General features: G+C 44.8%; 18 protein-coding genes. 16 read left to right on the forward strand and 2 right to left on the reverse strand.

Annotated features, from left to right (window positions below):
- The first annotated feature begins 210 nt into the window (after window positions 1-210).
- The 3 genes from DXN04_RS19310 (at window position 211) to DXN04_RS19320 (ending at window position 1,804) form a co-directional block, all read left to right on the forward strand.
- Window positions 211-591, forward strand: coding sequence for a hypothetical protein (locus DXN04_RS19310; RefSeq protein ID WP_147319999.1), 381 nt, complete (start codon window positions 211-213; stop codon window positions 589-591).
- Window positions 592-1,176, forward strand: coding sequence for a hypothetical protein (locus tag DXN04_RS19315; protein ID WP_116855036.1), 585 nt, complete (start codon window positions 592-594; stop codon window positions 1,174-1,176).
- Between the two features lie 166 nt (window positions 1,177-1,342).
- Window positions 1,343-1,804 carry a hypothetical protein gene (locus DXN04_RS19320; RefSeq protein ID WP_116855037.1) on the forward strand — a complete coding sequence of 154 codons (462 nt, stop codon included), beginning with the start codon at window positions 1,343-1,345 and terminating at the stop codon, window positions 1,802-1,804.
- A 336-nt stretch (window positions 1,805-2,140) separates the two neighbouring features.
- Here the strand turns inward: DXN04_RS19320 and DXN04_RS19325 are convergent, their stop codons facing one another.
- Window positions 2,141-4,552 (reverse strand): DNA/RNA non-specific endonuclease, encoded by a 2,412-nt coding sequence (locus tag DXN04_RS19325; protein WP_116855038.1) that lies wholly within the window; start codon window positions 4,550-4,552, stop codon window positions 2,141-2,143.
- Window positions 4,553-5,067: 515 nt separating this feature from the next.
- Between DXN04_RS19325 and DXN04_RS19330 the strand changes: the two genes are divergently transcribed.
- Genes DXN04_RS19330 through DXN04_RS19340 form a run of 3 tightly spaced genes read left to right on the forward strand, consistent with a single transcriptional unit; the run spans window position 5,068 to window position 7,954 of the window.
- Window positions 5,068-6,246, forward strand: a complete 1,179-nt coding sequence (locus DXN04_RS19330) for an acyltransferase family protein (RefSeq protein ID WP_116855039.1) — start codon at window positions 5,068-5,070, stop codon at window positions 6,244-6,246.
- Complete coding sequence (locus DXN04_RS19335; protein ID WP_116855040.1) at window positions 6,243-7,259, forward strand: sensor histidine kinase; 1,017 nt, start codon at window positions 6,243-6,245, stop codon at window positions 7,257-7,259. The genes DXN04_RS19330 and DXN04_RS19335 overlap by 4 nt, the downstream gene beginning before the upstream one ends.
- On the forward strand, window positions 7,256-7,954 hold the full coding sequence (locus tag DXN04_RS19340; protein WP_116855041.1) for a LytR/AlgR family response regulator transcription factor: 699 nt from the start codon (window positions 7,256-7,258) through the stop codon (window positions 7,952-7,954). The genes DXN04_RS19335 and DXN04_RS19340 overlap by 4 nt, the downstream gene beginning before the upstream one ends.
- Here DXN04_RS19340 and DXN04_RS19345 read toward each other — a convergent pair.
- A complete protein-coding gene (locus DXN04_RS19345; protein WP_116855042.1) occupies window positions 7,943-9,367 on the reverse strand; it encodes a S8 family peptidase in 1,425 nt (474 codons plus the stop codon). The genes DXN04_RS19340 and DXN04_RS19345 overlap by 12 nt on opposite strands.
- Window positions 9,368-9,462: 95 nt before the next feature.
- On the opposite strand from DXN04_RS19345, the gene DXN04_RS19350 reads away from it, so the two are divergent.
- From DXN04_RS19350 to DXN04_RS19395, 10 genes are all read left to right on the forward strand, one after another.
- Window positions 9,463-10,611 (forward strand): GTP-binding protein, encoded by a 1,149-nt coding sequence (locus tag DXN04_RS19350; RefSeq protein WP_116855043.1) that lies wholly within the window; start codon window positions 9,463-9,465, stop codon window positions 10,609-10,611.
- Between the two features lie 69 nt (window positions 10,612-10,680).
- On the forward strand, window positions 10,681-11,295 hold the full coding sequence (locus tag DXN04_RS19355) for an RNA polymerase sigma factor (RefSeq protein ID WP_116855044.1): 615 nt from the start codon (window positions 10,681-10,683) through the stop codon (window positions 11,293-11,295).
- A gap of 15 nt (window positions 11,296-11,310) precedes the next feature.
- Window positions 11,311-12,282, forward strand: coding sequence for a FecR family protein (locus DXN04_RS19360; RefSeq protein ID WP_116855045.1), 972 nt, complete (start codon window positions 11,311-11,313; stop codon window positions 12,280-12,282).
- Between the two features lie 20 nt (window positions 12,283-12,302).
- The gene (locus DXN04_RS19365) at window positions 12,303-15,812 is read left to right on the forward strand and encodes a SusC/RagA family TonB-linked outer membrane protein (protein WP_116855264.1); all 3,510 of its coding nucleotides are present in this window, start codon (window positions 12,303-12,305) and stop codon (window positions 15,810-15,812) included.
- A 25-nt stretch (window positions 15,813-15,837) separates the two neighbouring features.
- The gene (locus tag DXN04_RS19370; RefSeq protein ID WP_116855046.1) at window positions 15,838-17,358 is read left to right on the forward strand and encodes a RagB/SusD family nutrient uptake outer membrane protein; all 1,521 of its coding nucleotides are present in this window, start codon (window positions 15,838-15,840) and stop codon (window positions 17,356-17,358) included.
- A gap of 75 nt (window positions 17,359-17,433) precedes the next feature.
- Window positions 17,434-18,729: a sulfatase-like hydrolase/transferase gene (locus tag DXN04_RS19375; protein ID WP_116855047.1), complete on the forward strand. Its 1,296-nt coding sequence runs from the start codon at window positions 17,434-17,436 to the stop codon at window positions 18,727-18,729.
- A 119-nt stretch (window positions 18,730-18,848) separates the two neighbouring features.
- Entirely contained in the window at window positions 18,849-19,451 is a 603-nt protein-coding gene (locus DXN04_RS19380; protein WP_116855048.1) for an LURP-one-related/scramblase family protein, read from the forward strand.
- A gap of 175 nt (window positions 19,452-19,626) precedes the next feature.
- On the forward strand, window positions 19,627-20,223 hold the full coding sequence (locus DXN04_RS19385) for a chemotaxis protein CheB (RefSeq protein ID WP_116855049.1): 597 nt from the start codon (window positions 19,627-19,629) through the stop codon (window positions 20,221-20,223).
- 63 nt (window positions 20,224-20,286) lie between these two features.
- Window positions 20,287-24,183: a CheR family methyltransferase gene (locus tag DXN04_RS19390; RefSeq protein ID WP_158569078.1), complete on the forward strand. Its 3,897-nt coding sequence runs from the start codon at window positions 20,287-20,289 to the stop codon at window positions 24,181-24,183.
- Between the two features lie 270 nt (window positions 24,184-24,453).
- The gene (locus DXN04_RS19395) at window positions 24,454-24,966 is read left to right on the forward strand and encodes a carbohydrate-binding protein (protein WP_116855051.1); all 513 of its coding nucleotides are present in this window, start codon (window positions 24,454-24,456) and stop codon (window positions 24,964-24,966) included.
- The last annotated feature ends 125 nt before the right edge of the window (window positions 24,967-25,091 follow it).

A 25,091-nucleotide genomic window follows, 5' to 3' on the forward strand; every position in this document is an offset into this window, starting at 1 on the left:
ATGTTAAATTCGATGGTTGTCTAAATGTAAAAAAAAACTGTATTAGTTGGCTTATCGATAATCTCTTCCTGTGGGCATATGGTGCTGCCGTTTATTATTCTCTTGCTAATTATCTTCAATTGATCAATTAGAATAAAATAACACACCTATATACTTCATTGCACCAACTGCTCCTAATTCACAGATGCAAAATGGCATGAAGATGAATTGATGATGGCGAAGGCAGGACTTGGTCAGAGTGATTATCAACAAGTGGTCCGTTTTGCCATTGGAAATAATTCCAGAACCGGGTCAATGAGACCAGGAACTGTTGGGATTTATTATGCATCGGAAAGTGAGATGGCAAATCTTCAGTTTTTCAACCTTTCAAAGGCTGATCCCGCGACCTTCGTGGTAGACGGTTGGAATGCTTATTATCAGGATGCTTCAGCGGCATCCGCAAAACTTAACAAGACAGTTACCCATGCCGTAATTTTTTTCCAACAAAATGGGGAAAAAGGCTTTTCACCAGTAAATGTCATTGAAATGGTGAAACCTGAGAATGTGCCTGCGAATAAAGTACATAACACGTTTACAAATAAATTACAATAGATGGAAGCGCTAGCTATAAAAGAGTTTATTTCTATTTATCAATATGCAATATTTTCCCAGCTAAGGGCAATATTTGATTCTCTTGAGCCTCCGGATAAGGAGGATTTTCCTGATACACTGATTCGGTATCAGAGGCCGTCTAAGGAAGGGAATTCAAAATGGGGAATGTTTGCGGAATTGTTGGAAAATAGCAATTTATCGGAAGTGCCCCAGGTATTAGTTCAATTTTACTTTATTAAACCATTTTGTTTAAAGGATCGGCTTGTATTGTTTGGACGTGATAATGAACGTTTTTATATGAGTGTTGATTTGGTTAATTGCAAGGTGATATTGTTTGATGATATGCAGGGGAGGTATACATACATTGCAGATAGTGAAAGTGGGTTCCTTAACTATCTTCGAATTTACCTGGAATATAGGCTTATGCCCAATGAGTTTAAATTTAATGATAAAGTGAACTTGATGTTCAAAGAGAAAGTCATTACCGCAGTAGGAGGGAGCGAATATGAGGATTACTACCGTTTTGTTTTTCCTACTCAGAAGGATTCAGATAATACGTTTATAGTACTTCCCTTTAGGTTGTAATGTTTGCTTTCATTACTCCGTTAAATTTATTACCATTAAAATGCAGGAAAGTGATTTAGAAAACCTACAAGGCCGATCTTTGTAGGATATCCGGGTTCTTGGTTTCAGTTAGGTAATCCAATAGTTTAAGCAGTTTTTTTTAAGTATTTAATCCTTAATATAAAATATGAATGCTGTCGGTTTTTTGCAAATTCATGATCCACATATTGCATGCTCTCGAGAAATAAGTTCTCTTTTTTCTGATAGTTTTCTTGATAAAGAAAAGTTATCTGAAATTTGTAATTATTTAGAAAGTGGAGTTTCGATAGTTCGTTATATATCCAATTTATACGATGAAGGTGGGGAATTAATCGGCCCTAATGTTATTTATACAGATGGGATTTGGATATGGCCGAGTTATTACTCTTTTTATTTGAAAAAGTATCCTCAAATATTAATTCCAGATGACTTACAATTTCATATTGGTTTAAATGCGGGAAAGTTACTTAGTATAAGTAAAAGTGAAAAAACATATATAGAATACTTAACGAGTAAAATGTTGGGTATTAGGCTACCTGACAGTTATGCACCATCAAATGACATTACCAATATTATAATTGAAAGAGGGGATACAATTACTTGTTATTGAGGACTTCTCTTCGGTAATCATAAGTACTCACTATTACGTTATTTATGGTTGAAAATAATAATTATTTGCGTAAGCATTACCTGGAAGATGGGGGGTATAGGTGTCCTGCTAAAGAGGAAGATTTTTCTAGTATCAAATAATGATTGGCTAGAAGAATGTAAGGCTTGGTTTTCTAGCAAGGGAATGAATTTTTCATTCAATTTCTTTTGACTAATTCACCTCTTGGAATTAAGCTTGCAGCGTGATGAACCCAATAAAAGCATTAAGAACAGAATAAAAATTACTTGCGTTCTAATTTTTTTAAACGACCACAACATGAACAATGTTTTTCCATTCTCATTTTTCCCCGAATTTTCCTTTGAAAAGATTAAAATGGTTTTCGCATTTCTTCGCTTTGGTAAACAAGTTATTGTATGTTTTGACATGGGGATAAGCCTTATAAGCCTCACTGGGACTAATTATATCCAGATGGATCATTATCGCCAAACCTTGATATTTTCTCAAATCCTGCTCCGATAATAATTTATTAAAATTCTGGTCCTGCCGGCTCACAACCCAATCCCTGGCAGGCGAAAATAGTTTCTTAATCTGCTGCTCCTTGTCATCGGTTACCTCCTTGTCACTATCCGATATCTGGCTAGGATCCCAATCAATGTTCGATGTCTTTTCCGATGATGAAACAATTTCCTCTTCATCAACATCAGGGTCTTTCTCCTGCTCTTCATCTACAGGCGATGGAATACCAAGGGTAGGTTCTATGTTGTCAGGCAGCACATGCAGTGTCTTTGATTCAACTTCAGGGGCTTGCTCCTTCGGCCTTAATCGCTCCAATTCCTCGGTGATCGCCTTATTTTTTTCTTCCAGGGATTTGATTCTCTCTTTAAGCTGTTCATTTTCCTCATTTTTTTCTCTCGTTAACTTCCCATTTTCAAGCCCCCTGCTATACCCGTTCCTAAATGGTGCGGTACTGCCCAGAGATACTCTTCTCTTGGCAATCCACTCCTCTGAATTGGCCTCCTTTCCATTCAAACCATCAAAAAAGCCAAGTTCAAACCCCAGATTTTCTGCCCGTTGCCTGGCTTTGTATTTGTATTCCTCCAGCTGTTCTGTTAGATTAACTGCCAACTCATTCTGACTATCAATTGTCTTCTCCAATCGAACGATCGTTTCATGCATTTCACTTTTTTCCTTCTCCAGCGATTCGGAGTAGGCTTCTGCTCTTTTCAGTTCTTCTACTTCGTTGTCATATTGGTACTGGAGAGAATCCAGCTGGAATTTAAGCACACTCAGCTTTCGTTGTTCTTCTACAAGCTCTTTATTCTTGTCTGTCAACAATTCCAGTTGCTTACCTGCTTCTGTTTTTTCCTTTGTAATCTCCTCAACCTGCTTTTGTAGTTTGCTGATGGGCAAGGAATAAATTGCCGCCGCGATAAATTCAATTTTTATATGTGCTTCTGTATTCAGCACAACATCTTTTTCCTTATCAAATTTAAGCTTGGCGGACGTATCTACCTTTTTTACGCCTGCCCATGAATAAGCTTTACCACTTATATCTTTATAGCCAGGAGATAAGCTATTATCATCACGGATATACCCGGAATTTGTTGATAAATACTGGGATGGTTTATTAATAGGTAATTCAAAAATGTGCTTATTCTCCAGGTCATTGTCAGGGTTAGGATTTGAAAAATCAGTTGACTCTTTATAACTGCCGAATGTAATTTTTACCATAGATGCGTAATCCTTGCCAGCATCATTGTCATAATCCACTTCCGTTTTATAATAAACGATCTGATGCTCCTTGTTGACCCACTCCACTACGTTATCTTCTACCTTATTCGCCATCTCACTGTTTACATCACCAGGAATAGCAGTCAGGTTCCTGGCATCATTACCAGGTCCTCCAAGTTTGTGGTTCAATAAATGACCCGCAATATAATCCTGGTTGCCAGCTGCCGTACTTAGGGTTTGAACACTCTTATTGATCGCTTTATTGTCGGATACAGATCCAAGCGGATGATCGGACGCAAGTACTTTGGCGGTAACACTTTTCCCTTGCCCGTGTACTGTTGGGGCCCATTCGATGGCTGTCTGAACCTTTTTCTGGCTATCATGTTGCGCTTCCCCTTCCAGGCCTGTCGCCTTATGGTCCTTGTCATCAATAGATGTTTTGTACAACTCCCATTTAGCCTTTGATACCTCCGCTGCTGTAGCCGCCTCCAGTATCAGGTTATTTTCATTAAGCGCATCCTGCGTGATCCCTGCCAGCAAGCCGTCTTTTTCCACTCTTAGTAATTGTATCTGCGCCTCTTTGACATTTCTATATGAATCTTTTAATTTACTGATATCGATCAGCCTTAAAGTATCAAGCTTTTCAGCCAATTTTTTACCTGCCTCACTACCCACATTTCCCTTACCTGAATATATCCTGGCTATACCCTGAACGACGATCCATTTTACCTGGTCCTCAAAAATTGTCGTTTTAGACATGGGTTTTCGTTGCAGTACTGGCAGGGGCATGGGTGCCTGCATCTTATTTTCAGTGCCTCCCGGCTTCATAACGGGCTTCAGGTGAAACGGCTCCTTTCCATTTACATCAGGTATGGAGAATGGTTCTATTTCCCTTTCTTTATCTAATGCTGTTTTTTGAAATGAATCGACTGCAGGCTGAGAGATCCCTGAAGAACGGTGGTTATTTGCTGCAGCCATAGAGGAAGTACGCCCACCATCAGTATTTTTATTTTTCATGAGCCATAATATAGGGTTATGCTATTAATATAAGCAATTATTTCGAGGTAACTTTCACTAAATAATCATAGCGGCTATTTTAGTCGACATTATATAAATTTAATAAATAAATACCTGTTTCCCAATCATCAGTTTCGGTGAAAAATTAAGAGATGACAGAGAGGCTTTTAGCTTCTCCCGGGCCTAAGCATTTGTTGTGTTTGTTAAGTGTAATATAATTTACATAATTGTTAATTATTTACGAATAAGTAAATTAATTGGGTGAATATTATGAATGAGGTAATGATTGTTCTTTTCTAAAAAAAGGAAGGCACCGGGTGCAAGGAACGTGCTTCCCCGTACCTGCTGCAAAGGATAAGTGAAATCAATGGGAAAGACCCTAAACAATTTGTGACAGTAGGCGAGTGCTGTAAAATTTATAATAATGTCCTCAGACCCGCCAAAACTGTCCTTAGGTCAAACTTATTTTAGCCCCCTGTGGAACCGCCTTAATTTGGCTGTATAAATTGAAAATTATGCAATCAACTCCGCGCCAGGCATGGTTAGACTGGCTCCGAATCCTTGCCATCTTCGGCGTTCTTATCTTCCACTCCGCCATGCCTTTCGCTACCGACCTCGATTGGCACATCCGGAACAAGGAAACCAGCAATATCCTCTTAGAAATGAACCAATGGCTGCATATGTTCCGGATGCCCCTGCTATTTTTCATCTCAGGAACCGTCAGTTATTACATGCTGCAAAGCCGCAATGCAGGCGGGTTTATTAAGCTAAGAATGACCAAGTTATTTATCCCATTGATCTTTGGAATGCTGGTAATTGTACCCCCACAAGTCTACATGGAAAGACTCACCCAGGGATACCACGGGTCTTACCTACGCTTCTATACCGACATGTTTGCCACCGGCCCTTACCCAAAAGGAAACCTGAGCTGGCATCACCTGTGGTTCATTTTATACCTGGTTTTGTATGACATCATTTGCGCACCTTTGTTCGCCTGGATTGTTTCAACAAAAGGAACAAATTTCAGGGGAAAACTTGCCTGGCTGAGTAAAGGCAAGCGGATCTACCTGCTTACCCTCCCCGGGATTATTGTGTATACCGCTTTTACCCTGCAATACCCCGAATCAAATACTTTCTGGGGCGACTGGGCTTACATGGCCTACTGGCTGCTGTTTTTGATTCCCGGCTTCCTGTGCATCGCGAATCCGGCATTGATGGACAGCCTGGAACGAAACAGGAAAACTACTTTTATCATTGCATTCTTATCCCTGGTTGCCATCAATGCCGTACGCTGGAATGACCTGAGCCCATGGGATGTATTGCCCGACTGGCAGCATGACTATCGTACCTATGCATTCATGGCCATGAAATCGCTCTGCGGCTGGGCCTGGGTCCTTACCTGCATCGGATATGGAAAAAAAAACCTCAACAGGCCCCATCCTGCACTCAGGTACCTCAACGAAGCCGTATATCCCTTTTATATCCTGCATCAGACCGTCATCGTCATCCTGGCGTATTATGTCGTAAAAGCACCGGATGAGGTAGCGATGAAGTATATCTTCATAGTGCTGGTGACCCTGGCTATCTGTATGGCAGTCTTTCACCATTTTATCAGACCGTACAACATCACAAGATGGCTGTTTGGAATGAAAAGAATCGTAAATTCTCCCCCTAAAACCGAAAGTGAAGGATGATGAAATCGAAACGGGTATTTTTGGACGGAAGTATCTATGGCCTGGTCACTTACTTCACCATCCGCTTACTGCTGGATACTGTGACCGGTATGAAGTTCTGGGAACGCAGCTGGCAACTGAACAGCATGGAAATCGGGATCTGTCTCATCGCCGGCTGGTTATTTGTCATCGGGCAGGACTACCTGTTCAGGTACTTTGATACCCACTGGGCGGATGAATTCACCAGAAAGCGGATCCTGAAGGAACTGGGCGTAGTGACCCTGTTCATGCTTTTTATGCAGAATGTCCTGATCCTGCCCATCCCGATCTTTACGGACGACGGACTGCAGTGGTTCGATTTTGCAGATGTGAATGTCATACCTTTGCTCTATGGATATATCTACTATGGCCTGCGAAGAAGTAATACCTTCCTGCAGGCTTATGTAGATAACCGGCTCAAACTCGAAAAGGTCATGAACGACCAGCTGCAGGCGGAATTAAAATTCCTGAAAGCCCAGCTGCACCCGCATTTCCTGTTCAACGCGCTCAACACCATTTACTTCCAGATGGATGAAGATGTAAGCGCTGCCAAGAAAAGCGTGGAATTGTTTTCATCATTGATCCGGTACCAATTGTACGACCAGCAGCAAACCGTGCCTGTCAGACAGGAACTGGATTACCTGGAGAGCTTTATCAGTCTGCAGCAACTACGCGCGTCAGAGAAATTATCGCTCCAGGTACATTTCGATCCGGCACTCCAGGCACAAACCATTTACCCCTTATTGTTCTTCCCCCTGGTAGAAAATGCGTTTAAGTATGTAGGCGGAAATTATCACCTGCGCATAAATGCCATTTTAAAAGGCGACAGGATCATATTTGAAGCCGAGAATGATATTCCTCCGGAAATACAAGGAACCGGCGGAATTGGCCTTGAAAACCTGCAAAGACGGCTCGAATTATTATACCCGGCCAGGCATACTTTGCAAATTGAACCATCAGCCACCCAATTTAAAGTGAGACTCGAATTATTATGAAAATATCCTGTATTGTAACCGACGACGAACCATTTGCAAGAAAAGGATTGCAGGGGTACATAGAAAAGATAGATTTCCTGGAACTGAAGGGCATGTGCGAAAATGCCGTAGAACTGAACTCCCTGCTCAGAAAGCAGGCGGTAGATGTGCTGTTTTTAGATATTGAAATGCCTTATATGACTGGAATAGAGCTATTGAAGAACTTATCAAAGCCTCCAAAAGTGGTCTTTACAACTGCCTATGAAAAATACGCGGTTCACGGGTATGAGCTGGAAGTACTGGATTATTTATTAAAACCCATCTCTTTCGAAAGATTCCTCAAAACTGCCAATAAAATCCACGATTATTTCCAGCAGCAACAGGGAGGCAATGACTACTTTTTTGTAAAAGTAGATAGCAGGCTGGAAAAAATCAGTGTCAATGACATCCTCTTTGTAGAGGCGATGGAGAATTATGTCGCCATTCATATCCCTGGCAGGAAAATTATCACCCATCTTACCTTAAAGATGCTGCAGGAGCACCTGCCTGCAACATCCTTTGTACAACCTCATAAGTCTTACCTGGTGGCCATCGACAAGATCAATAGTATCGAAGGGAATACCCTGTATGTAGGTGCTTTCCAGATCCCTGTTTCAAAATATCAAAAGGAAGAAACTCTCCAGCGCATCCTGAATAACCGCTTCCTAAAGCGATAAGGCAGCTGCCGCATTCACGACACCCCAGCCAAAAGAACTATTGCGGTTGACAGGGTAGGAGGCCGCTCTGCGCATCTTGCTGATTATGCTATCCCGGGGATATTCCGGGTGCTTACTCCAGATCAGCGCTGCAATACCGGCACAACTTGCAGTGGCCACTGATGATCCGCCCACTGTAGAAGGGACATCCCCACTCATGGCAATGCTCAGTGGGTGTAACCCGGTACCGGCTTTTTCCATCACGATCGTAAAATCTACCTTACTACCTACATGGCAGTCATCGCAGCGTGTAGTAAGGTTATCCTTCACACCTGTCACCGCATGCACCTGTGGTTGATTGGCCGGGAAGATCACGCCTACAAAGCCTGCAAAGAAAGAAAAGGAAGTACCCGCTGCACAGAACATCAACTTTTGTTTGCTATCTGCATAGGCAATGGCATCCTTGATCTGTCCGTAGCTGAAGATAGTGCCCAGGCTCATACTGATAATCTTTACCTCCGGATCATCGCCACCCAGTACATACGCATCCGTTACTCCGTTTACTGATTTTGAAGAGAGGATCACCACGTTCTCCGCCGCATGGACCATGAGCAGGTTACAGTTGTACGCAATACCTGCCGTATTGCCATCCGTACCACGCGGTCCTGCGAGTGTACCTGCCATGCTGGTGCCATGGCCACAATCGTCATTCAGCGATCCGCCTGAATAAGTGACGGCACGGGTAATCGTTCTACCCGAAGAGTAACCCTGGTTAAATGCCGATCCTAAATTCTCCTGCGCATCACTGATGCCCGTATCGATGATCATCACTTTGATGTTCGCACCGGTAGATAACTGCCAGGCCTCCGGGATATGATGATAGGTATAATTCCAGGATTGTTTGGCTGCCGGGGTAATGGCTACATAGTCAGTGCCGGCTGCGAGGGTTGTCTGCGCCGTATTGCTGCCGCAACCAAAATTCAGTAAACTACTCGCAGGCCTTGCGTTTTCCCCGCTATAGGCACCATAGCCAATAGGGTCTGCATAGCGCACAAAGGCTGCTGCCCGTAGCGCTTTGATGGTGGCAAAGTTGCCTACTTTGAGATTCACAAAAGGTAATTTTCCTTCTTTAAAAGGATAAATGAGTGCACCTTCATTCGCTTGTACCACTTGTAATACTTTCTCTTTTTCGCCGCTGGTATAACCAATACTCAACACGCTGTCCGACTGGATCAATGCACTCCAGACCATACTGTCATTCGCCATTGCCCAGTCGAAGTGATCTTCTTCCCGGAGGCGTTCCTCTATAAAATCATTAATAGCCGATCGGGGTATGATGGTGTCAGGATTGGAGTTGGTAATAATGGGGAGGGAATCCTTCCTGGAACAGGCTGTCAGTGCCATCAGGCACAGAATAGGGTAGATGGGTTTCATAACAAAGGATTTTCTATAGAAGTTACAAAATCTTTGGCTTATTACACTATATGCAACAAAGTTGCATATATTTGCAGCAAACAATACATATCGTAATGACAGACCGTTTGCCTGTAACGGTACTCAGTGGATTCCTGGGTGCCGGTAAGACTTCTTTGCTCAATCATATCCTGCATAATAAAGAAGGCCTGAAAGTGGCCGTTATTGTCAACGACATGAGTGAGGTGAACATAGATGCCCAACTTGTAAAAAATGAAAATACCCTCAACAGAACGGAAGAGAAGCTGGTAGAGATGAGCAATGGTTGCATCTGCTGCACCCTGCGCGAAGACCTGCTGATTGAAGTAGAGAAACTCGCCAAAGAAAAGCGCTTCGACTATTTATTAATAGAAAGCTCTGGTATCAGCGAGCCCCTGCCTGTAGCACAGACTTTTACTTATGGTACCCTGGATGAATTGTCCCGGCTCGATACCTTAGTGACAGTTGTAGATGCCTTTAATTTTCTCCAGGACTACGGTAGTACCCGCGTGCATGAGGAGCGGACCGTGGTAAACCTGCTCACTGATCAACTGGAATTTGCAAATGTGATTATATTAAATAAGACAGACCTGATCACACCTGAGATGCTGGGCACTCTCAAAGCCATGATCCATAAACTCAATCCCGGTGCAAAGATCATTACCAGCACTTTTGGTAAAATTGCACCTGCAGAAATATTAAATACCCACTTATTCGATTTCGATACTACCAGTCAGCAAGCCGGCTGGATCGAAGAACTCAACAGAGATTATCATACCCCGGAGACAGAAGAATATGGTATCAGTAGTTTCGTATTCCGCAGCCGCGAACCTTTTCACCCGGCACGCTTCTGGGATTACCTGAACAATGAATGGCATTCCAATATCATCCGCAGCAAAGGACTTTTCTGGCTCGCCAGCAGACCCGATGAGGCGATTAACTGGAGCCAGGCCGGGGGGAGTCTGCGTGCGGAAAAAGCCGGTGTATGGTGGTGCAGCATGCCCTATAAAGATCGCATCCGCTATGCCAGCTTCTTAGATTACAAAGAAGAAATAGAAGCCCGATGGGATAAAAATTTTGGAGACAGGTACAATGAACTGGTGATCATTGGCAAGGACATGAACAGGGAACTGATCACGATTGAACTGGAATCGTGCTTATGCACACCTGTGGAAATTGCAGCTATGCAAAGAGGACAAAGGTTTTCAGACGAGTTTCCCTTGTAGTTAACCTAAACATAACATACAAGCAGTTTTTTCGATAATAATTTCGCATCGCTTTAGCGTCCAGCCATAATGAAGAATTTTACCGATGCGGAATTATTATCCTTAGTTCAGCAGGAGAATGATGAGAAGGCTTTTGCCATGCTTGTGTTGCGCTACAATGTAGCGTTGTATAAGTACATCTATGCCCGCGTACGATCAGAAGACGACTCCAAAGACATCCTGCAGGAAGTACTGATTTCCTGCTGGAATAACCGGCACAACATTCAAAACCCTGAGAAGATCTTCCACTACATGTGCCGCGCTGCCTACTACTCAGTGATCGACTGGCAGATCGCACATAAAAAAATATTAGCACGGCAGACGGCCTTACTCGAAAAAGACGAACCCAGTAGCTTCCCGGTAGAGAACCAGTTGATCGCCGGCGAAATGCGGGAAAAGGTAGATACGGAAGTGGCAAAGATGAACGATACCATGCGGAAGGTGTTTATATCCAGTCGCTGGGAATCCAAGTCCATCCGAGAAATAGCCCAGGAATACGGCCTCTCCGAGCAGACCGTAAAAAACACCCTGTCACTGGCCCTCAAAAAAATCCGTCTCCGTTTACAAACAGACCATTGGTTGTCCATTTACATTCTGTTAACATTGAGTTTACAATTCCTTAACGGTACCGCTTGTATGATTTAGAGACTATACTGATGAATGCACACATCATCAGACAAAGCTGCGATTTTATCGTTGCTCAAAAAATACAGAGCCGGTGAAGCTACACCGGAAGAAGCTGCCCGCGTCAGGGAGTGGTTTGATTCTTTCGAAGAATTGCCAGACAATCCGGCATTTACTGATGCTGCTAATGACGCTGCCCTGGAGGCGTTGGAGCGCATGTTCCCACCAAAGGTAAAAGTGCGCGTACTGCCGCGGATCCTGAAAGTTGCCGCCGTATTTATACTAATATGTACGTCTGTCCTATTTATATACCAGCAATTACACCAGCGGCCTGTTCCTATTACCTATGCCTTGTTGCAGGCAGGTAAAGCTGAGCGTAAAAAAATCACCTTGCCGGATGGGAGTATCGTAACCATCAATGCGAATACGCAACTCCGCATCCCGTCAAACTTTGGCGTGAATGACAGGGTGATCGAAATGAGCGGTGAAGCGGTGTTTGACGTTGCGCAGCAACAGGCAAAGCCCTTTATTGTTCATAGCGGAAACCTGCAAACAGTAGTATTGGGTACCTCCTTTAACGTGAAAGCCTATCCCGGCGAAAATGAAGTGGAGATTGCGGTATTGACGGGGAAAGTAAGGATCGAGAAAAAGGTAGCTACCCAAACTGCTGTACTCTCTGCCGGTCTGACGAAGGACCAGGTTCTGCGATACAATGAAGCAAAAGATTCCCTGGATATAGGAATATGCAAAGCCGGCCAGATCGCCGCATGGCAAAATTATAATTACTACTTCGAAAAAGCCAGCATTCCGGAAATAGCTGCTGTTTTAGAACGACAATACAAGATCCATATCACCCTGACAGGACCAGCTAAGTACAATTGTAAATACACGCTACAGTTGAAGAATGAAACGATAGAAAACGCCATGCGATTACTGTCGCAGTTATCCGGCATTAGCTATCAGATTAATCAAAATGAAATTAAAATCAACACAACATCATGCGAATAAGATGTAAAATGCCAACAAGTATGACGCGCCGGGCTTACCTGCTGCTCATATTATTGACTTGTCATGTATTGGGTTTTGCCAATGAACTACGCAGCCAGATCACGGTGCAGGTTCGTGATACCCGTATTAATTTAGACGTTAAAAACACACCACTCAGAAAAGTATTTTTACTCATTGAATCTCAGACCGGCCTCTCCATTGCCTACAATGCTACCCATGTGGCAGACAATCAGCTCATTAGCTACAAAGCTACAGCTGCCCAGCTGTCAACAGTGCTGCAGGACTTACTAAAAGGATACGAAGGTGCGGTGAAACAGGTAGATGACAATCACATCCTGCTGAAAGTTGAAAAAATCAAAGCGGCACCCCTGGTGGAAGCACCCGCTACTGCTCCTGTAACTATCACTGGTGTGGTGACTGACGAAAACAACCAGCCTATTCCTGGTGTGAGCATTCACGAAAAAACATCTAAAGTAAATACCACTACCGATGCAAATGGTCAATACAGCATCAGGGTTAACATCGGCGATGTATTGGTCTTTAACTTCATCGGGTTCGCTCCCCAGGAAATAACTGTTACCTCCGCAAACATGCTGAATGTACGCCTGAAAGCACAGAACAGCCAGCTGCAGGAAGTGGTGGCGATCGGTTACCAGTCTGTAAGAAAGAGTGATCTCACCGGTGCTGTATCCAGTGTGAAATCCAGCGAAATGAACCTGACAGCACCTACTGTTGGCCAGGCCATCGTAGGTAAGGTAGCCGGTGTACAGGTGTCGCAGGTGAGCGGTGCACCCTACAAGAGCACTAAGATCCGTGTACGTGGTATCGGTTCTTTCAATGCCAGCTCTGATCCATTGTATGTGGTAGATGGTTACCCTGTGGACAACGATGTATTCATCAACCCGGAAGATATCGAAACCATCGACATCCTTAAAGATGCAGCTTCTGCAGCCATCTATGGCTCCCGTGCTTCCGGCGGTGTGGTGATGATCACTACCAAAAGAGGTAAAGCCGGCACTAAGGGTAAACTGGAATATAGCTATACCACGGGTATTAACCAGGTATCAAAGAAAGTGAAATTACTCGACAGCAATCAATTCCTGCAACTCCTGGTAGATGGCCGTAATGGAACCTACAGGGACCTGGTAGAAAATAATACTTCCCTGACCTGGAATGACAACATGATGAGCGATAACAACGCGACCCGTGTGGCCAGGGTCGGTAATGCAAATGCGGTACAGATCGATCCCCGTTATTATGACTTCGCCAATCAAAAGGTCATCCCGTCAAAATATAATACAGACTGGCAGGACCTGATTTACAGGAATGCTTTCTTTGGCCGTCACAATGTATCCTTCTCCGGTGGTACTGACAATATCAGGTATTACATGAGCGGTGGTTACCAGGACCAGGATGGTGTGGTATTGAATACCGGTGTGAAGAAGATCAACCTGAGAATGAACCTGGATGCGACTATCAACCCAAGACTGAAAGCGGGTGTCAACCTTTCTTATACGAATAACCAGAACAGGGAACTGAGTGAGGGCCGCTGGGATCACAACCCGATTATGACGGCACTACTGATGCCGCCAAGTGCGCAGCCATTCGATTCAAATGGTCATCCGTTGAAAAATGAAATTGCGGCATTGTCTGCTACCTATGGTTATAATAGCTTTGAAAATCCCATTGCCCAGGCTAAAGAAATCAACATTACCCGCAAAGGTAACCGTAGCAACTACAATGCTTACGCTATTTACACCCTCCTGCCTGAGTTAACTTTCAAGGCGAATGTGGGTATGATGAGCTATTCAGAGAAGTATAACTATTATTACCCAACCAGCCTGAGTAGTGGTGTAAGTGCACCTTATTCTGATAATGCAAAAGCTGCTGCAAACGGGATCGCACAAAACCAGACCGTGCTTGACCAGCTGGCTGAGTTCACCCTGAACTACAACAAGCGCTTTGGTAAACATAGCATCAGCGGGTTGGCGGGTTATTCTGCACAGATGAATACCACTGACCTGGTAAAGGTGACTGCAAAAGGATTTGAAGACGACCGGATCCAGGAGATCACAGCAAAGGGTGCAGACGGCACGGACTTCCAGCTGACCAATGCGTATAAATCCACTTACACCCTGATGTCTTATTTTGGTCGTGTAAGTTATAACTATGCAGACAGGTATTATGTGACAGGATCTCTTCGTACAGATGGTTCTTCCCGTTTTGGTCCGCAGAACAAATGGGGCTTATTCCCCTCAGTCTCTGCCGGCTGGAATATTTCCAATGAATCTTTTTACCATGACTGGCTGGGTCAGCAATCTACCCTGAAACTGCGTGCCAGCTGGGGCTTAAGCGGTAACAACAATATTGGTAACTACAATACTATGCAGACGATGGCTACAGCTACCGGTACTGTATTTGGTTCCGGTACAGTTAGCACCGCATATTATCCCGGTGACCTGAAAGACCAGAAACTGGGCTGGGAATCTACTTCACAATTCAATACCGGACTGGATGTAGGGTTGCTGAAAGGTCGCCTGAACATTATTGCGAACTATTATCTTTCTTATTCTTACAACCTGCTGTTCAAACAATCTATCTCCGGCATCTCGGGTTCCACAGAGATCCTGACCAACCTGCGCGATTCAAAGATCCGTAACAGCGGGGTAGACCTGCAGGTAGATGCGAGAATTATAGATGGAAAGGATTTCCACATGGGTGTGAATGGCAACATTTCCATCAATAGAAATAAAGTACTGGATATGGGTGGTGGTAGCACCATTATCACTGCCGGTGCCGAGCGTTCTTACAAGACGCACATCACTCAGGAAGGCCAGCCTGTAGGAATGTTCTACGGTTTCCAGGTAGAGCGTATTGCAAGACCGGATGATATTGGCAAGGTGGCGCAATCTTCTGCCAGCTCTACCAAAATGAGAGCGGGTGACCTGATCTTCAGGGATACCAATAAAGATGGGGTAGTGAATGATGCTGACAAAGCAGTGATCGGTTCTCCTTATGCTAAATTTACGTATGGTTTCGGTTTGAATGCCAGCTATAAGAACTTCTCCTTTGCTTCTTCTTTCAACGGCTCTTATGGTAATAAGGTACTGGATGGCCAGGATTATTATCTCTACAATATGGAAGGTTCAGGCAACCAGTATGCAGATGCTGCCGGTCACTATGTGAGCGAAGCTAACCCGGGCAACGGGCATGTATTCCGCGCCAGCAGGAGTGGTACCCAGAGTAATAGTACGCGCCTGTCTACCTTCTACCTGCAGAGTGGTTCCTTTTTCCGTTGTACCAATGCCACACTGGGTTATGACATCAGGTCAACCTTGCTTAAAAACCGCCTGGGTCTGAGCAGCGCAAGGGTGTTTGCAAGTGTAGATAACCTGTTCACTATTTCAAAATACAAGGGTTACAATCCTGAAGTAGATTTTAATAATGGAAATAACCTGGCCCCGGGTGTGGATTATGGTATGTACCCGCTGGTACGGGCATACAATGTAGGTGTGAAGGTGGGCTTCTAGTCATTTATTTTCAAAATTATTCAACATGAAACGAATCTTTTTAGCTATAGCAACGTGTGTGGTCCTGGGTTCCTGCAGCAAGGATTTCCTGAACCAGTCCGATCCGAATGCATTGAGTGTATCCGATTATTTTGCATCTGAGAATGATGTGCTGTTGGCCGTGAACGGTATTTACCAGGCAATAAGAAGTGCTGATTGTATCGGCGAGAACAGTGGTCTTTGGCTGGAAGAACGCTCAGATAATACCGGTCGTAATGATTATAGCAATTCCGGCGAGCCATTTCAGTTCAACGATTTCAGTGTATTGGTAAGTAATTCTTACCTGAAATCTCACTGGGCGGCACTGTATGAAACCGTTTCGCGTGCAAATGTGGTATTGTCCAACATTGATAAGGTGAGCTTTTCCAGCAATGATACCAAACTGGGTTATGCGGCAGAAGCGAAATTCCTGCGTGCACTGATGTACTTCCACCTGGTACGCCAGTGGGGAGCAGTGCCACTGGTGACTAAACAGCTCACTACTTCTCAGGAGGTCACAGCATATACCTACCGTGTGGCTGATACAGCCGTCTATGCACAGATCATTGCTGATCTGAAGGATGTATTGGATAGTCCGCTGCCCAACTTTCAGACAGGCGATAAAATAGGTCGTGCTTCCAAAGCAGCTGCCAATGGCTTGCTGGGGCAGGTGTACCTGACAATGGCGAAGACCATTGATGACGGGCAAAGTACGGCGCACCTACAGGATGCCAAAACCTACCTGGAGGCCTGTTACAATATGCGCAAATTTGGTCAGCTGAGCGAGATTGCGTATACAGATGTATTCAGCGTAGATAAGAAATCATCTTGTCCGGAGCTGATCATGCAGATCGTGTATAAACAGGGCGATGCGACCTATTCTTCCTCTATTGCAGCCAATAACCAGGCGGCGGGCGAAACTATCAACTCACAGAAAGAAGCGACCGGTGTAGGCGGCAACGTTACTGCGGACCTGATCGATGATTATGAAAGCGGTGATCCAAGAATGGAGTTCTCTGTGAAATATGCGAATGCTTCCAATGTGAAAGATTACTTCATTACAAAATTCCGCGATGCTTCTGATGCTGCGGGTCCGAATGGTTACGGTGGTAATGACTGGATCCTGATGCGCTATGCGGATATCATTCTTATGCTGGCAGAGGTAAACAATTACCTGGGTGACCAGACGACTGCTATCGCTTACCTGGACCAGGTGAGAGCAAGAGCTGGTATGACTGACTACGCTACTGCTTCGCAGGATGCCGATTATGCTGCAAAGTATCCAACGCTGAGACTTGCTATCCTGCATGAAAGGCGTGTGGAGCTGGCGTTTGAAAATCAGCGTTGGTATGACCTGCTGAGAACATTCACTACGGACGAACTGGTGGCTTATTTCCAGGCAAAGGATCCTTCCAGGTATGGTAACGCTATTCCCCAGCATTTCTCCACAAAGGACAGGTATTATCCTATTCCTTACGATGAATACAAACTAAATCCAACGGGGATGTACCAGAATCCGGGATACTAGTAATTTACATTTTCCCCCTTATATTTGAGCCTGGGGCCAGCTGTAATGGCTGGCCTTTTTTAAATTTTATATGATATGTACAAACGGCTTTTGTTATCCTTTTGTCTGCTGGCTGGTGGCAGGCAAATCTACGCACAGCAGCGCCCTAATGTGATTATCGTGCTGGCAGATGATATGGGCTATGCTGATCTCAGTTGTTATGGCAATCCGCTGATCAATACACCTTTCCTGGATCATATGGCTGCGATCGGGGTGAAGGCCAATAACTATGCAGTGACTTCGCCTATCTGTACGCCATCGAGGGCGGCATTACTCACGGGTCGTTATCCTACACGATATGGCTTACCCGTGCCCGTGGGGCCGGGAGCGAATCATGGATTGCCCCGCAATGAAGTCACCCTGGCGGAGATGCTGCAAACCTCTGGTTATAAAACCTATATGGTAGGGAAATGGCATCTGGGAGATCAGGATAGCAGTCTGCCGAATGCCCAGGGCTTTGAGCAATACTACGGTATGCTGTACAGCCATGATTACAGGGCACCATATGTAGCAACAGATACGACTGTCAAAATCTTCAGAAATCATACTCCTGAGATCATCCAGCCACAGGACAGTGATCTCACAGACCTGTATACGAAGGAAAGTATCCGCATTATAAAAGAACAAAAGAAAGGGCAGCCCTTCTTCTTATACCTGGCGCACAACATGCCACATTCACCGGTATGGTATGCTGCTCAGAAGCATGTAGCGCAGCATTCGGCAGGAGGGGAGTATGGCGATGTGATAGAGGCCCTGGACAGGGGAATAGAAAAAGTGTGGAAAGCATTGGAGGAAAAAGGTCTGGCGGATAATACAATCTTTATCTTCTCCAGTGACAATGGTCCCTGGATCAATTTGCCGGATCGTGTGTATGCAGATAGTGTGACTACCAAATACCACACCGGGTCCACAGGCGTGTTCAGAGGGGCTAAATTTGATACCTACGAAGGTGGGGACCGGATGCCATTTATTGCTTACTGGAAAGGGCATACGCCGGCGGGCAAGGTGATAAGGGAACCATTCTCCTGCCTGGACATCCTGCCTACGCTGGCGGTGTGGACCAATACGAAATTGCCCCGAACTACACTGGATGGAGAAGCGGTGAATGACCTGCTTGCAGGTAAGGAACCAAAGACCCCGCATCAGCCTATTTACTATGTGAATGTGGTGCCGGAGGTGGTAAAAGTAGGAGCGTGGAAACTGAGGAAGACGAAGACGACGCTGGAGCTGTTTAATCTGTCACAGGATCCGGGAGAACGTGTAAACCTGAAAGATAAATATCCGCAAAAGGTCATAGAATTGACGGCGTTATTGGAAAAATATCCTGATTAAAATCATCATCGTTACCAGGAAATCGTTTATGCCTCACTGACATAAACGGTTTTTTATATTATAAATTTAATATACCTTTGCCCCCATTGTTAAACCATAACCAAATAAAACCTCATTTGATGGGACAAGCGAACTTACCGACATTCTTCAACCACCACGACTACTTTATCGACGAAAAGATTGGACTTTTTAAATTCTCCAATGCCTATAAAGTGTACGATGATCAGGGACAGCAGATCGGCAATATTCAACAAACAGTACCTGCATGGCATAAACTGCTGCGTTTATTCCTGAGCAAAGCTGTATTTCCGTTTACGCTGGACATTAAGGAAATGGACAACACAGTGGTGGCTAGTATTCACCGTGGCTGGACATTCTGGATGTCGAAAATCACCATCCTGGATGGTAATGGTACCCCTATTGGTGGTATCAAACACAAATTTAAATTGTTCAAACCCTTATTCCACATCACAGATCAATATGGTGCTGTAATCGCCGAGATCAAAGGTGACTGGAAGGCATGGAATTTCACAATTGTGGATGCAAGTGGGCATGAATTGGGACAGATCACCAAGAAGTGGGCTGGTGTGATGAAAGAAGTATTCACGACTGCTGATAAATACCGCGTCATTATTGGTAAGGAATGTCCTGAAGACCTGAAAAAAATTGCCATCGTTGCTGGTGCTATTACCATCGACATGGTGTTAAAGGAATCAAAATAATGTGGAGGCCAGGTAACACTGGCCTTCTTTCTAACCCCGCTGTCCCCCAAATTCTACAAACTGAGTTAAAATTGTACCACCCCAGCATACTCTGGCATTTTCTTTGACTTTAATGGCTGAACCCGTCCTCTTTGTGAGGCATCTTTATTGTTGAACCGTTAATTAGACGTGAACCATGAGTAATGTTGTTAAATCCCCATCTCTGTGCATTGGTATTGGCTGCTCCGCCGGCGGTCTTGAACCGGTTTGTGAATTTTTTCAACACCTGAGAGAAAAAACAGGCGCAGCTTTTGTGGTAATACCACACCTGTCAGCCGAGCATCCAAGCCGTTTCAGCCACATTCTGCAACGGTTTACTGATATGCCGGTGCATCGTGTGACCGATACCGTGAAAATGCAACCCAATAATGTTTATGTATTGGTAGAAGGTAAGATGATGATTGTAGAAGATCATGTGCTACGCGTGAGGAAGCGTTATTCCCGCGAAATCATCAACAAGTCGATCGATATCTTTTTCAAGTCCATGGCCAAATGCTATGATGAGAACGCGGTGGGCATCCTCCTGTCTGGTATGGGTACTGACGGGATAGAGGGCATTAAGGCGATAGAGGATCGCCATGGCCTGGTGCTTGTGCAGGACCCGGAGTCGACAGACTTTAACATCCTTCCGCTGACAGCGATTCACAGGGACGATCCCCATGCTGTATTGCCGCCACCGGAAATTGCCAGGTTCCTCCTGCGGTACCTGAAAACTGATAAACGAGTGATTTGATGCTATTTTTATATATCTTTAGCGATTTATATAGACACAAGCAAAAAAGTTTGTATGCCTGATATGCATCAAGAGGCTGAGAGTAACCGGCGTAAATTCGGTGCGGGGCCCAATGCTGCATTAAAAAGTATCCTGTCTATCCTGTCAGAATATTCGGGAGTAGATTTCTTGCAGTACAAGCTTTCCACCATTACAAGACGGTTGCAACGCAGGATGTCATTAATGAACATTCCAGGTTTTGAAGAGTATCTAACTTTAATTAAAGACAATGAGAATGAACAAAATGTAGTATTTGCTGAACTGTTAATTCATGTATCGTCGTTTTTTCGGGACCCCGGCAGTTTTGAATACCTCTTCAGGACTATCCTGCCTCAGGTAACCCGCCAGGCGGTAGATGGGGAGGACCAGGTACGTATCTGGGTAGCAGGTTGTGCTACCGGAGAGGAGGCATACTCAATCGCTATCTGTCTCTATGAAATAATGGGGCACGAAAACTTCTCCGAAAAGGTAAAGATCTTTGCCACCGACCTTTCTGATGCTGTCATCGCAAAGGCAAGAAAAGCTGTGTACCCTAAAACACAGATGGCAGGCGTGTCTGAAGCACGCCTGGAAAAGTTCTTCAGAGAAGTAGAACAGGGCTATGAAGTAGTCAGCTACATTCGTGATGTATGTGTTTTTGCATCCCACAATATGCTTACTGACCCACCCTTTGCAAAACTGAACCTGATCAGCTGCCGCAATGTACTCATATACATGCAACCCGTACTGCAAAAGAAAATGCTCAGCATTTTCAATTATGCACTGAAAGATAAAGGCTACCTCTGGCTGGGCAAATCTGAAACCAACCGTTCGCCCGACCTGTTTGAAATGCCATCTAAAAAAACGAAAGTCTATTTAAAAAAGAACGTTGATAAGTGGACGCTGAGAAGTGCGTTCCCCACTAATAAAAAAATCAAGCACATGACACCCAGCTTCGACCAGGAAAGAGATGAGAATGTAGATGCTCAGAAGGCGGCTGATAGTATTATCCTTTCCATGTTTGCTCCCTCTGCCGTATTACTCAACGAGCAATTCGATATCATCGAATTCCGCGGGGTAACGATGCAGTTCTTCGAGCATGGCCCGGGTAAAGCCAGTCTGAATATCCTGAAATTAGCCCACAGGGATCTTGTACACAGTCTGCGCAGTGCCCTCAACCAGGCACAGACAGGCAAAAGAAATGTAAAGAAAGAAGGTATCACCATTTCGGTTGTTTCCGGCCAGCTCACCGTTGGTTTTGAAATAGTACCTATCGTCAATCTCCATGAGACTTACTACCTTGTAATATTTAATCATCAGGCACCCGAACAGTTTGTAAGCGGCGATCCTAAAAAAGCGGAACCGGTATCCGACAGCACCGATGATAAAACCCTGCGCATCCTGCAGATGGAAAAGGAAGTGCAGCGCTATAAAGATGAATTGCGTGCAGTGGCTGAAGCATATGAAGCGACCAACGAAGAACTGCAATCTGCCAATGAGGAACTGAAAAGTCTGAACGAAGAACTGGAAGTCTCGCAGGAAGAACTGCAGGTGATCAACGATGAACTGAGTACGCGCAACAATGACCTGCTGGAACGTAACAACCAGTTGAACAATGCCCGCCTGTACGCAGAAGCCATCGTGAATACCGTGCACGAATCACTCGTGATCCTCGATGCCAATATCCGGGTAGTCAGTGCCAACGCTTCTTTCTACCGTTTCTTTAAAATAGACAGGAAAGAAACAGAAGGCAAGATCTTCTATGAACTGGGCAACAAGCAATGGAATAACTCCGACCTGCGTACCTTACTCGAAAACCTGCTCTCTTCCAGGACCCCCTTCATCAATTACGAACTTACACACAAATTTAATACAATCGGGGAGCGTACCATGCTGCTGAATGGCCAGCTCATTACCTCCCAGGACCTGAAGGAAGACCTGATCCTGCTGGCCATCGAAGATATTTCCGAAGTGAGAGAAGCCCGTGAAAGAATTGCCCGCAAGCAGGAACAGGTCCGCAATAATGAAGAACGCCTCCGCCTCGCGTTGGATGGTACCAAAACCGGTACCTGGGAATTCAATCCCGCTACCCGCGAAATACTGTTGTCCGACCGGAGCCGGGAACTGTTCAATATCAACAGTGCCGCACCGGTAGAATATGATACCTTCATCAAAGCTATCCATCCTTCGGATGTAGAGGTTGTACAGGGATCTATCCAGGCCGCCCTGGCAGGCATCGACAATGGACAGATCAATATCGACTTCCGTATCACTGCGAGTGAAGACAAGATTAAATGGATCAGTTGTAAGGCTCAGGTCTTCTTCGACGAACGCATCGCATCACGGATATTGGGCGTGGTGACGGATGTAACCGAAACTAAATTGTACCAGCGCCATTTGCAGGATGTGAACAACCGCCTCAACTTTGCCCTGGAAACAGGCAAATTAGGCTCATGGGAGCTCAATACAGAAACAGGAGTACTGGAGTGCAATGAGCTCTGTAAGGCGAATTATGGCCTCCCTGCCAGCGCTATAGTGACCATCGATAAAATATTGCAGGCAATTCACCCCGAGGATAGAAGCCGGGTAAAAGAGGCTTTGGATTTTGCGCTGTCTTCTCATACCCTGTTTTCTGAAGAATACCGCATCAAAGGACAGGACCCTGTGATCCGCTGGGTGATGGCCCGGGGCCAATCTGTAATAGATGAGCAGACAGGGGTAAGGCACATGATCGGGATCACCCAGGATATTACTGAACGTAAACATGCACAGCTAAACCTGCAGCAAAGCGAAGCTTATTTCAGGATGATTGCCGATACCGCACCGGTGATGATCTGGATTGCAGAAAAAGACGGTTCCTTCTCCTTCTTCAACAAAGCCTGGCAGAAATACACGGGGCGCTCTATGGACCAGGACAAGGACAAAGGCTGGTACGACATCATGCACGAGGATGACATTGATAAATGGAAGATCAATTTCAGCCGTTCCTCCCGCGACAGAAGGAATTTCTATTCAGAGTTCAGGCTGAGAAGACAGGATGGCACTTATCATTGGTTGTCCTGTTCCGGTATTCCGCGATTCACTGCCCAGGATGATTTTGTAGGTTTTATAGGTGCCTGTGTGGATATTGACGACCAGAAGATGGTGGAAGATGCGCTGGAAAGGAAAGTGCGGGAGCGTACCGTGGCGCTGGAAGAAGCAAATGCAAACCTCTCCAAGCGCAATCACGAGCTGGAACAGTTTGTCTTCATCACCTCCCATGATCTGCAGGAACCCCTGAGAAAGATCCGTCTTTTTGCAGACATGCTCGAAAGTGTAAAACCTGACAATAATAAAATTGATACCCGGCTGTACCTCAGTAAGGTCAAGCAATCTGCTATCCGCATGTCGGATCTGATCCGGGACCTGATTAGCTATTCAAGACTGGAGCTGGGTGAGAATGCCTTCCTGCCTGTAGACCTGAACCAGATAGTGGCAAATGTGACGGAGGACTTCGAACTCCTGATCAGGGAAAAGCAGGCGCAGATGGAAATCGGTGAACTGCCGGTGCTGGATGCCGTTCCCCTGCAAATGAACCAGTTGTTCTACAACCTGATCGGCAATGCCCTGAAATTCTCCAACCCGGGGGATGCCTGCCGCATAACAGTGAGTGCAAACAAGCTGACAGCAGCTGACATGAACGATTACCCGCACCTGAACAAAAATATCTCCTGGTACCGGATCGTAGTGTCGGACAATGGAATTGGTTTTAACCAGTCTTATGCTGACAAGCTCTTTGTCATCTTCCAGCGCCTGAACCAAAAAGAGAAATTTGAAGGAACGGGTATTGGCCTGGCCTTATGCCGCAAAATCATGGATATCCATAATGGTGATATTCAGGCATTCGGGGTGGAGAACCAGGGAGCCTCCTTCCATATTATCATTCCTGAAGTACAACAATAGCGCTTTTGCCTGCGGGCAAAAGCGTTTATTATAAAAAGATAACATATCCACATTTATCGATTTTATCCACGCTGATACAATAATTCCCCGCCTGAGACGTAAAATATAGCAGAGGTTTAAACAATATTAACAAAGCCTTGGTTATCATTATATATTATTATTGTATAATTTAATATAAATTTGCGTAATTTTCATTCTGATTACAAAATTTGACACTGGTTGGGCAATAGTGATTGAAAATGACTATGAGCCAGACCTACCCATATAGCTATGAGGCCTATCCTATGTCTATTTTTTATTATCGCGCAGTTGATCGTCCGGGGACAATCACAATCGTCGCCTCCGGCAGCATCACCGCCACCGGCTGCAACGTCTGCCGCTACACCTCCTGCGGGCGGTGGACCGGGCAGCACGCAACCGCCAGCACAACCTGCGCCAGTAGTAAGAAAGGGAAACTTTGAGACTGAGTTTAAAATGAAATCCGGGAGCTATCTTGGATTTGGACAAGTTAACCTGGGGCTGGGAGAAGTAGCAGTCAAAGTCACTGTATTTTGTGAAAATAAGCAATCAAAAGGTTCAAGACTCGAATTTAGAATAAACAGCCCTAAAGGAAAGAAAAGTCGTCGTATAGGTACCCTGAAGATCCCATATACCGGAGATACAACCTTTAATCTCAAAATGACTGGCAATTCTAAATACTCATTTGGTGTACATGACCTCTACCTGGTAGCAAGGGGGAGTCAGTTCAGTATTACTGCTATTTCGTTCGAGACGGATTATTAACCCGTGCCTGCCAAAGAAATTCTTCTTCCTTGATTATTTTTTCTATTTTAGGATTGTATTAATCAACCCGTATTTTTCATTTTTAAAACTGTAGCGAAAACCTGATTCATTAGCCAGATTCATGG

Origin of the sequence: Chitinophaga silvisoli (assembly GCF_003412465.1) — a bacterium.
In the GTDB taxonomy this organism is placed as follows: domain Bacteria; phylum Bacteroidota; class Bacteroidia; order Chitinophagales; family Chitinophagaceae; genus Chitinophaga; species Chitinophaga silvisoli.

Bases quoted from the DNA above. Each gene is read 5' to 3' on its own strand.
- DXN04_RS19310 (WP_147319999.1), top strand. From the start codon at position 211: ATGATGGCGAAGGCAGGACTTGGTCAGAGTGATTATCAACAAGTGGTC.
- DXN04_RS19315 (WP_116855036.1), top strand. From the start codon at position 592: ATGGAAGCGCTAGCTATAAAAGAGTTTATTTCTATTTATCAATATGCA.
- DXN04_RS19320 (WP_116855037.1), top strand. From the start codon at position 1,343: ATGAATGCTGTCGGTTTTTTGCAAATTCATGATCCACATATTGCATGC.
- DXN04_RS19325 (WP_116855038.1), bottom strand. From the start codon at position 4,552: ATGAAAAATAAAAATACTGATGGTGGGCGTACTTCCTCTATGGCTGCA.
- DXN04_RS19330 (WP_116855039.1), top strand. From the start codon at position 5,068: ATGCAATCAACTCCGCGCCAGGCATGGTTAGACTGGCTCCGAATCCTT.
- DXN04_RS19335 (WP_116855040.1), top strand. From the start codon at position 6,243: ATGATGAAATCGAAACGGGTATTTTTGGACGGAAGTATCTATGGCCTG.
- DXN04_RS19340 (WP_116855041.1), top strand. From the start codon at position 7,256: ATGAAAATATCCTGTATTGTAACCGACGACGAACCATTTGCAAGAAAA.
- DXN04_RS19345 (WP_116855042.1), bottom strand. From the start codon at position 9,367: ATGAAACCCATCTACCCTATTCTGTGCCTGATGGCACTGACAGCCTGT.
- DXN04_RS19350 (WP_116855043.1), top strand. From the start codon at position 9,463: ATGACAGACCGTTTGCCTGTAACGGTACTCAGTGGATTCCTGGGTGCC.
- DXN04_RS19355 (WP_116855044.1), top strand. From the start codon at position 10,681: ATGAAGAATTTTACCGATGCGGAATTATTATCCTTAGTTCAGCAGGAG.
- DXN04_RS19360 (WP_116855045.1), top strand. From the start codon at position 11,311: ATGCACACATCATCAGACAAAGCTGCGATTTTATCGTTGCTCAAAAAA.
- DXN04_RS19365 (WP_116855264.1), top strand. From the start codon at position 12,303: ATGACGCGCCGGGCTTACCTGCTGCTCATATTATTGACTTGTCATGTA.
- DXN04_RS19370 (WP_116855046.1), top strand. From the start codon at position 15,838: ATGAAACGAATCTTTTTAGCTATAGCAACGTGTGTGGTCCTGGGTTCC.
- DXN04_RS19375 (WP_116855047.1), top strand. From the start codon at position 17,434: ATGTACAAACGGCTTTTGTTATCCTTTTGTCTGCTGGCTGGTGGCAGG.
- DXN04_RS19380 (WP_116855048.1), top strand. From the start codon at position 18,849: ATGGGACAAGCGAACTTACCGACATTCTTCAACCACCACGACTACTTT.
- DXN04_RS19385 (WP_116855049.1), top strand. From the start codon at position 19,627: ATGAGTAATGTTGTTAAATCCCCATCTCTGTGCATTGGTATTGGCTGC.
- DXN04_RS19390 (WP_158569078.1), top strand. From the start codon at position 20,287: ATGCATCAAGAGGCTGAGAGTAACCGGCGTAAATTCGGTGCGGGGCCC.
- DXN04_RS19395 (WP_116855051.1), top strand. From the start codon at position 24,454: ATGAGGCCTATCCTATGTCTATTTTTTATTATCGCGCAGTTGATCGTC.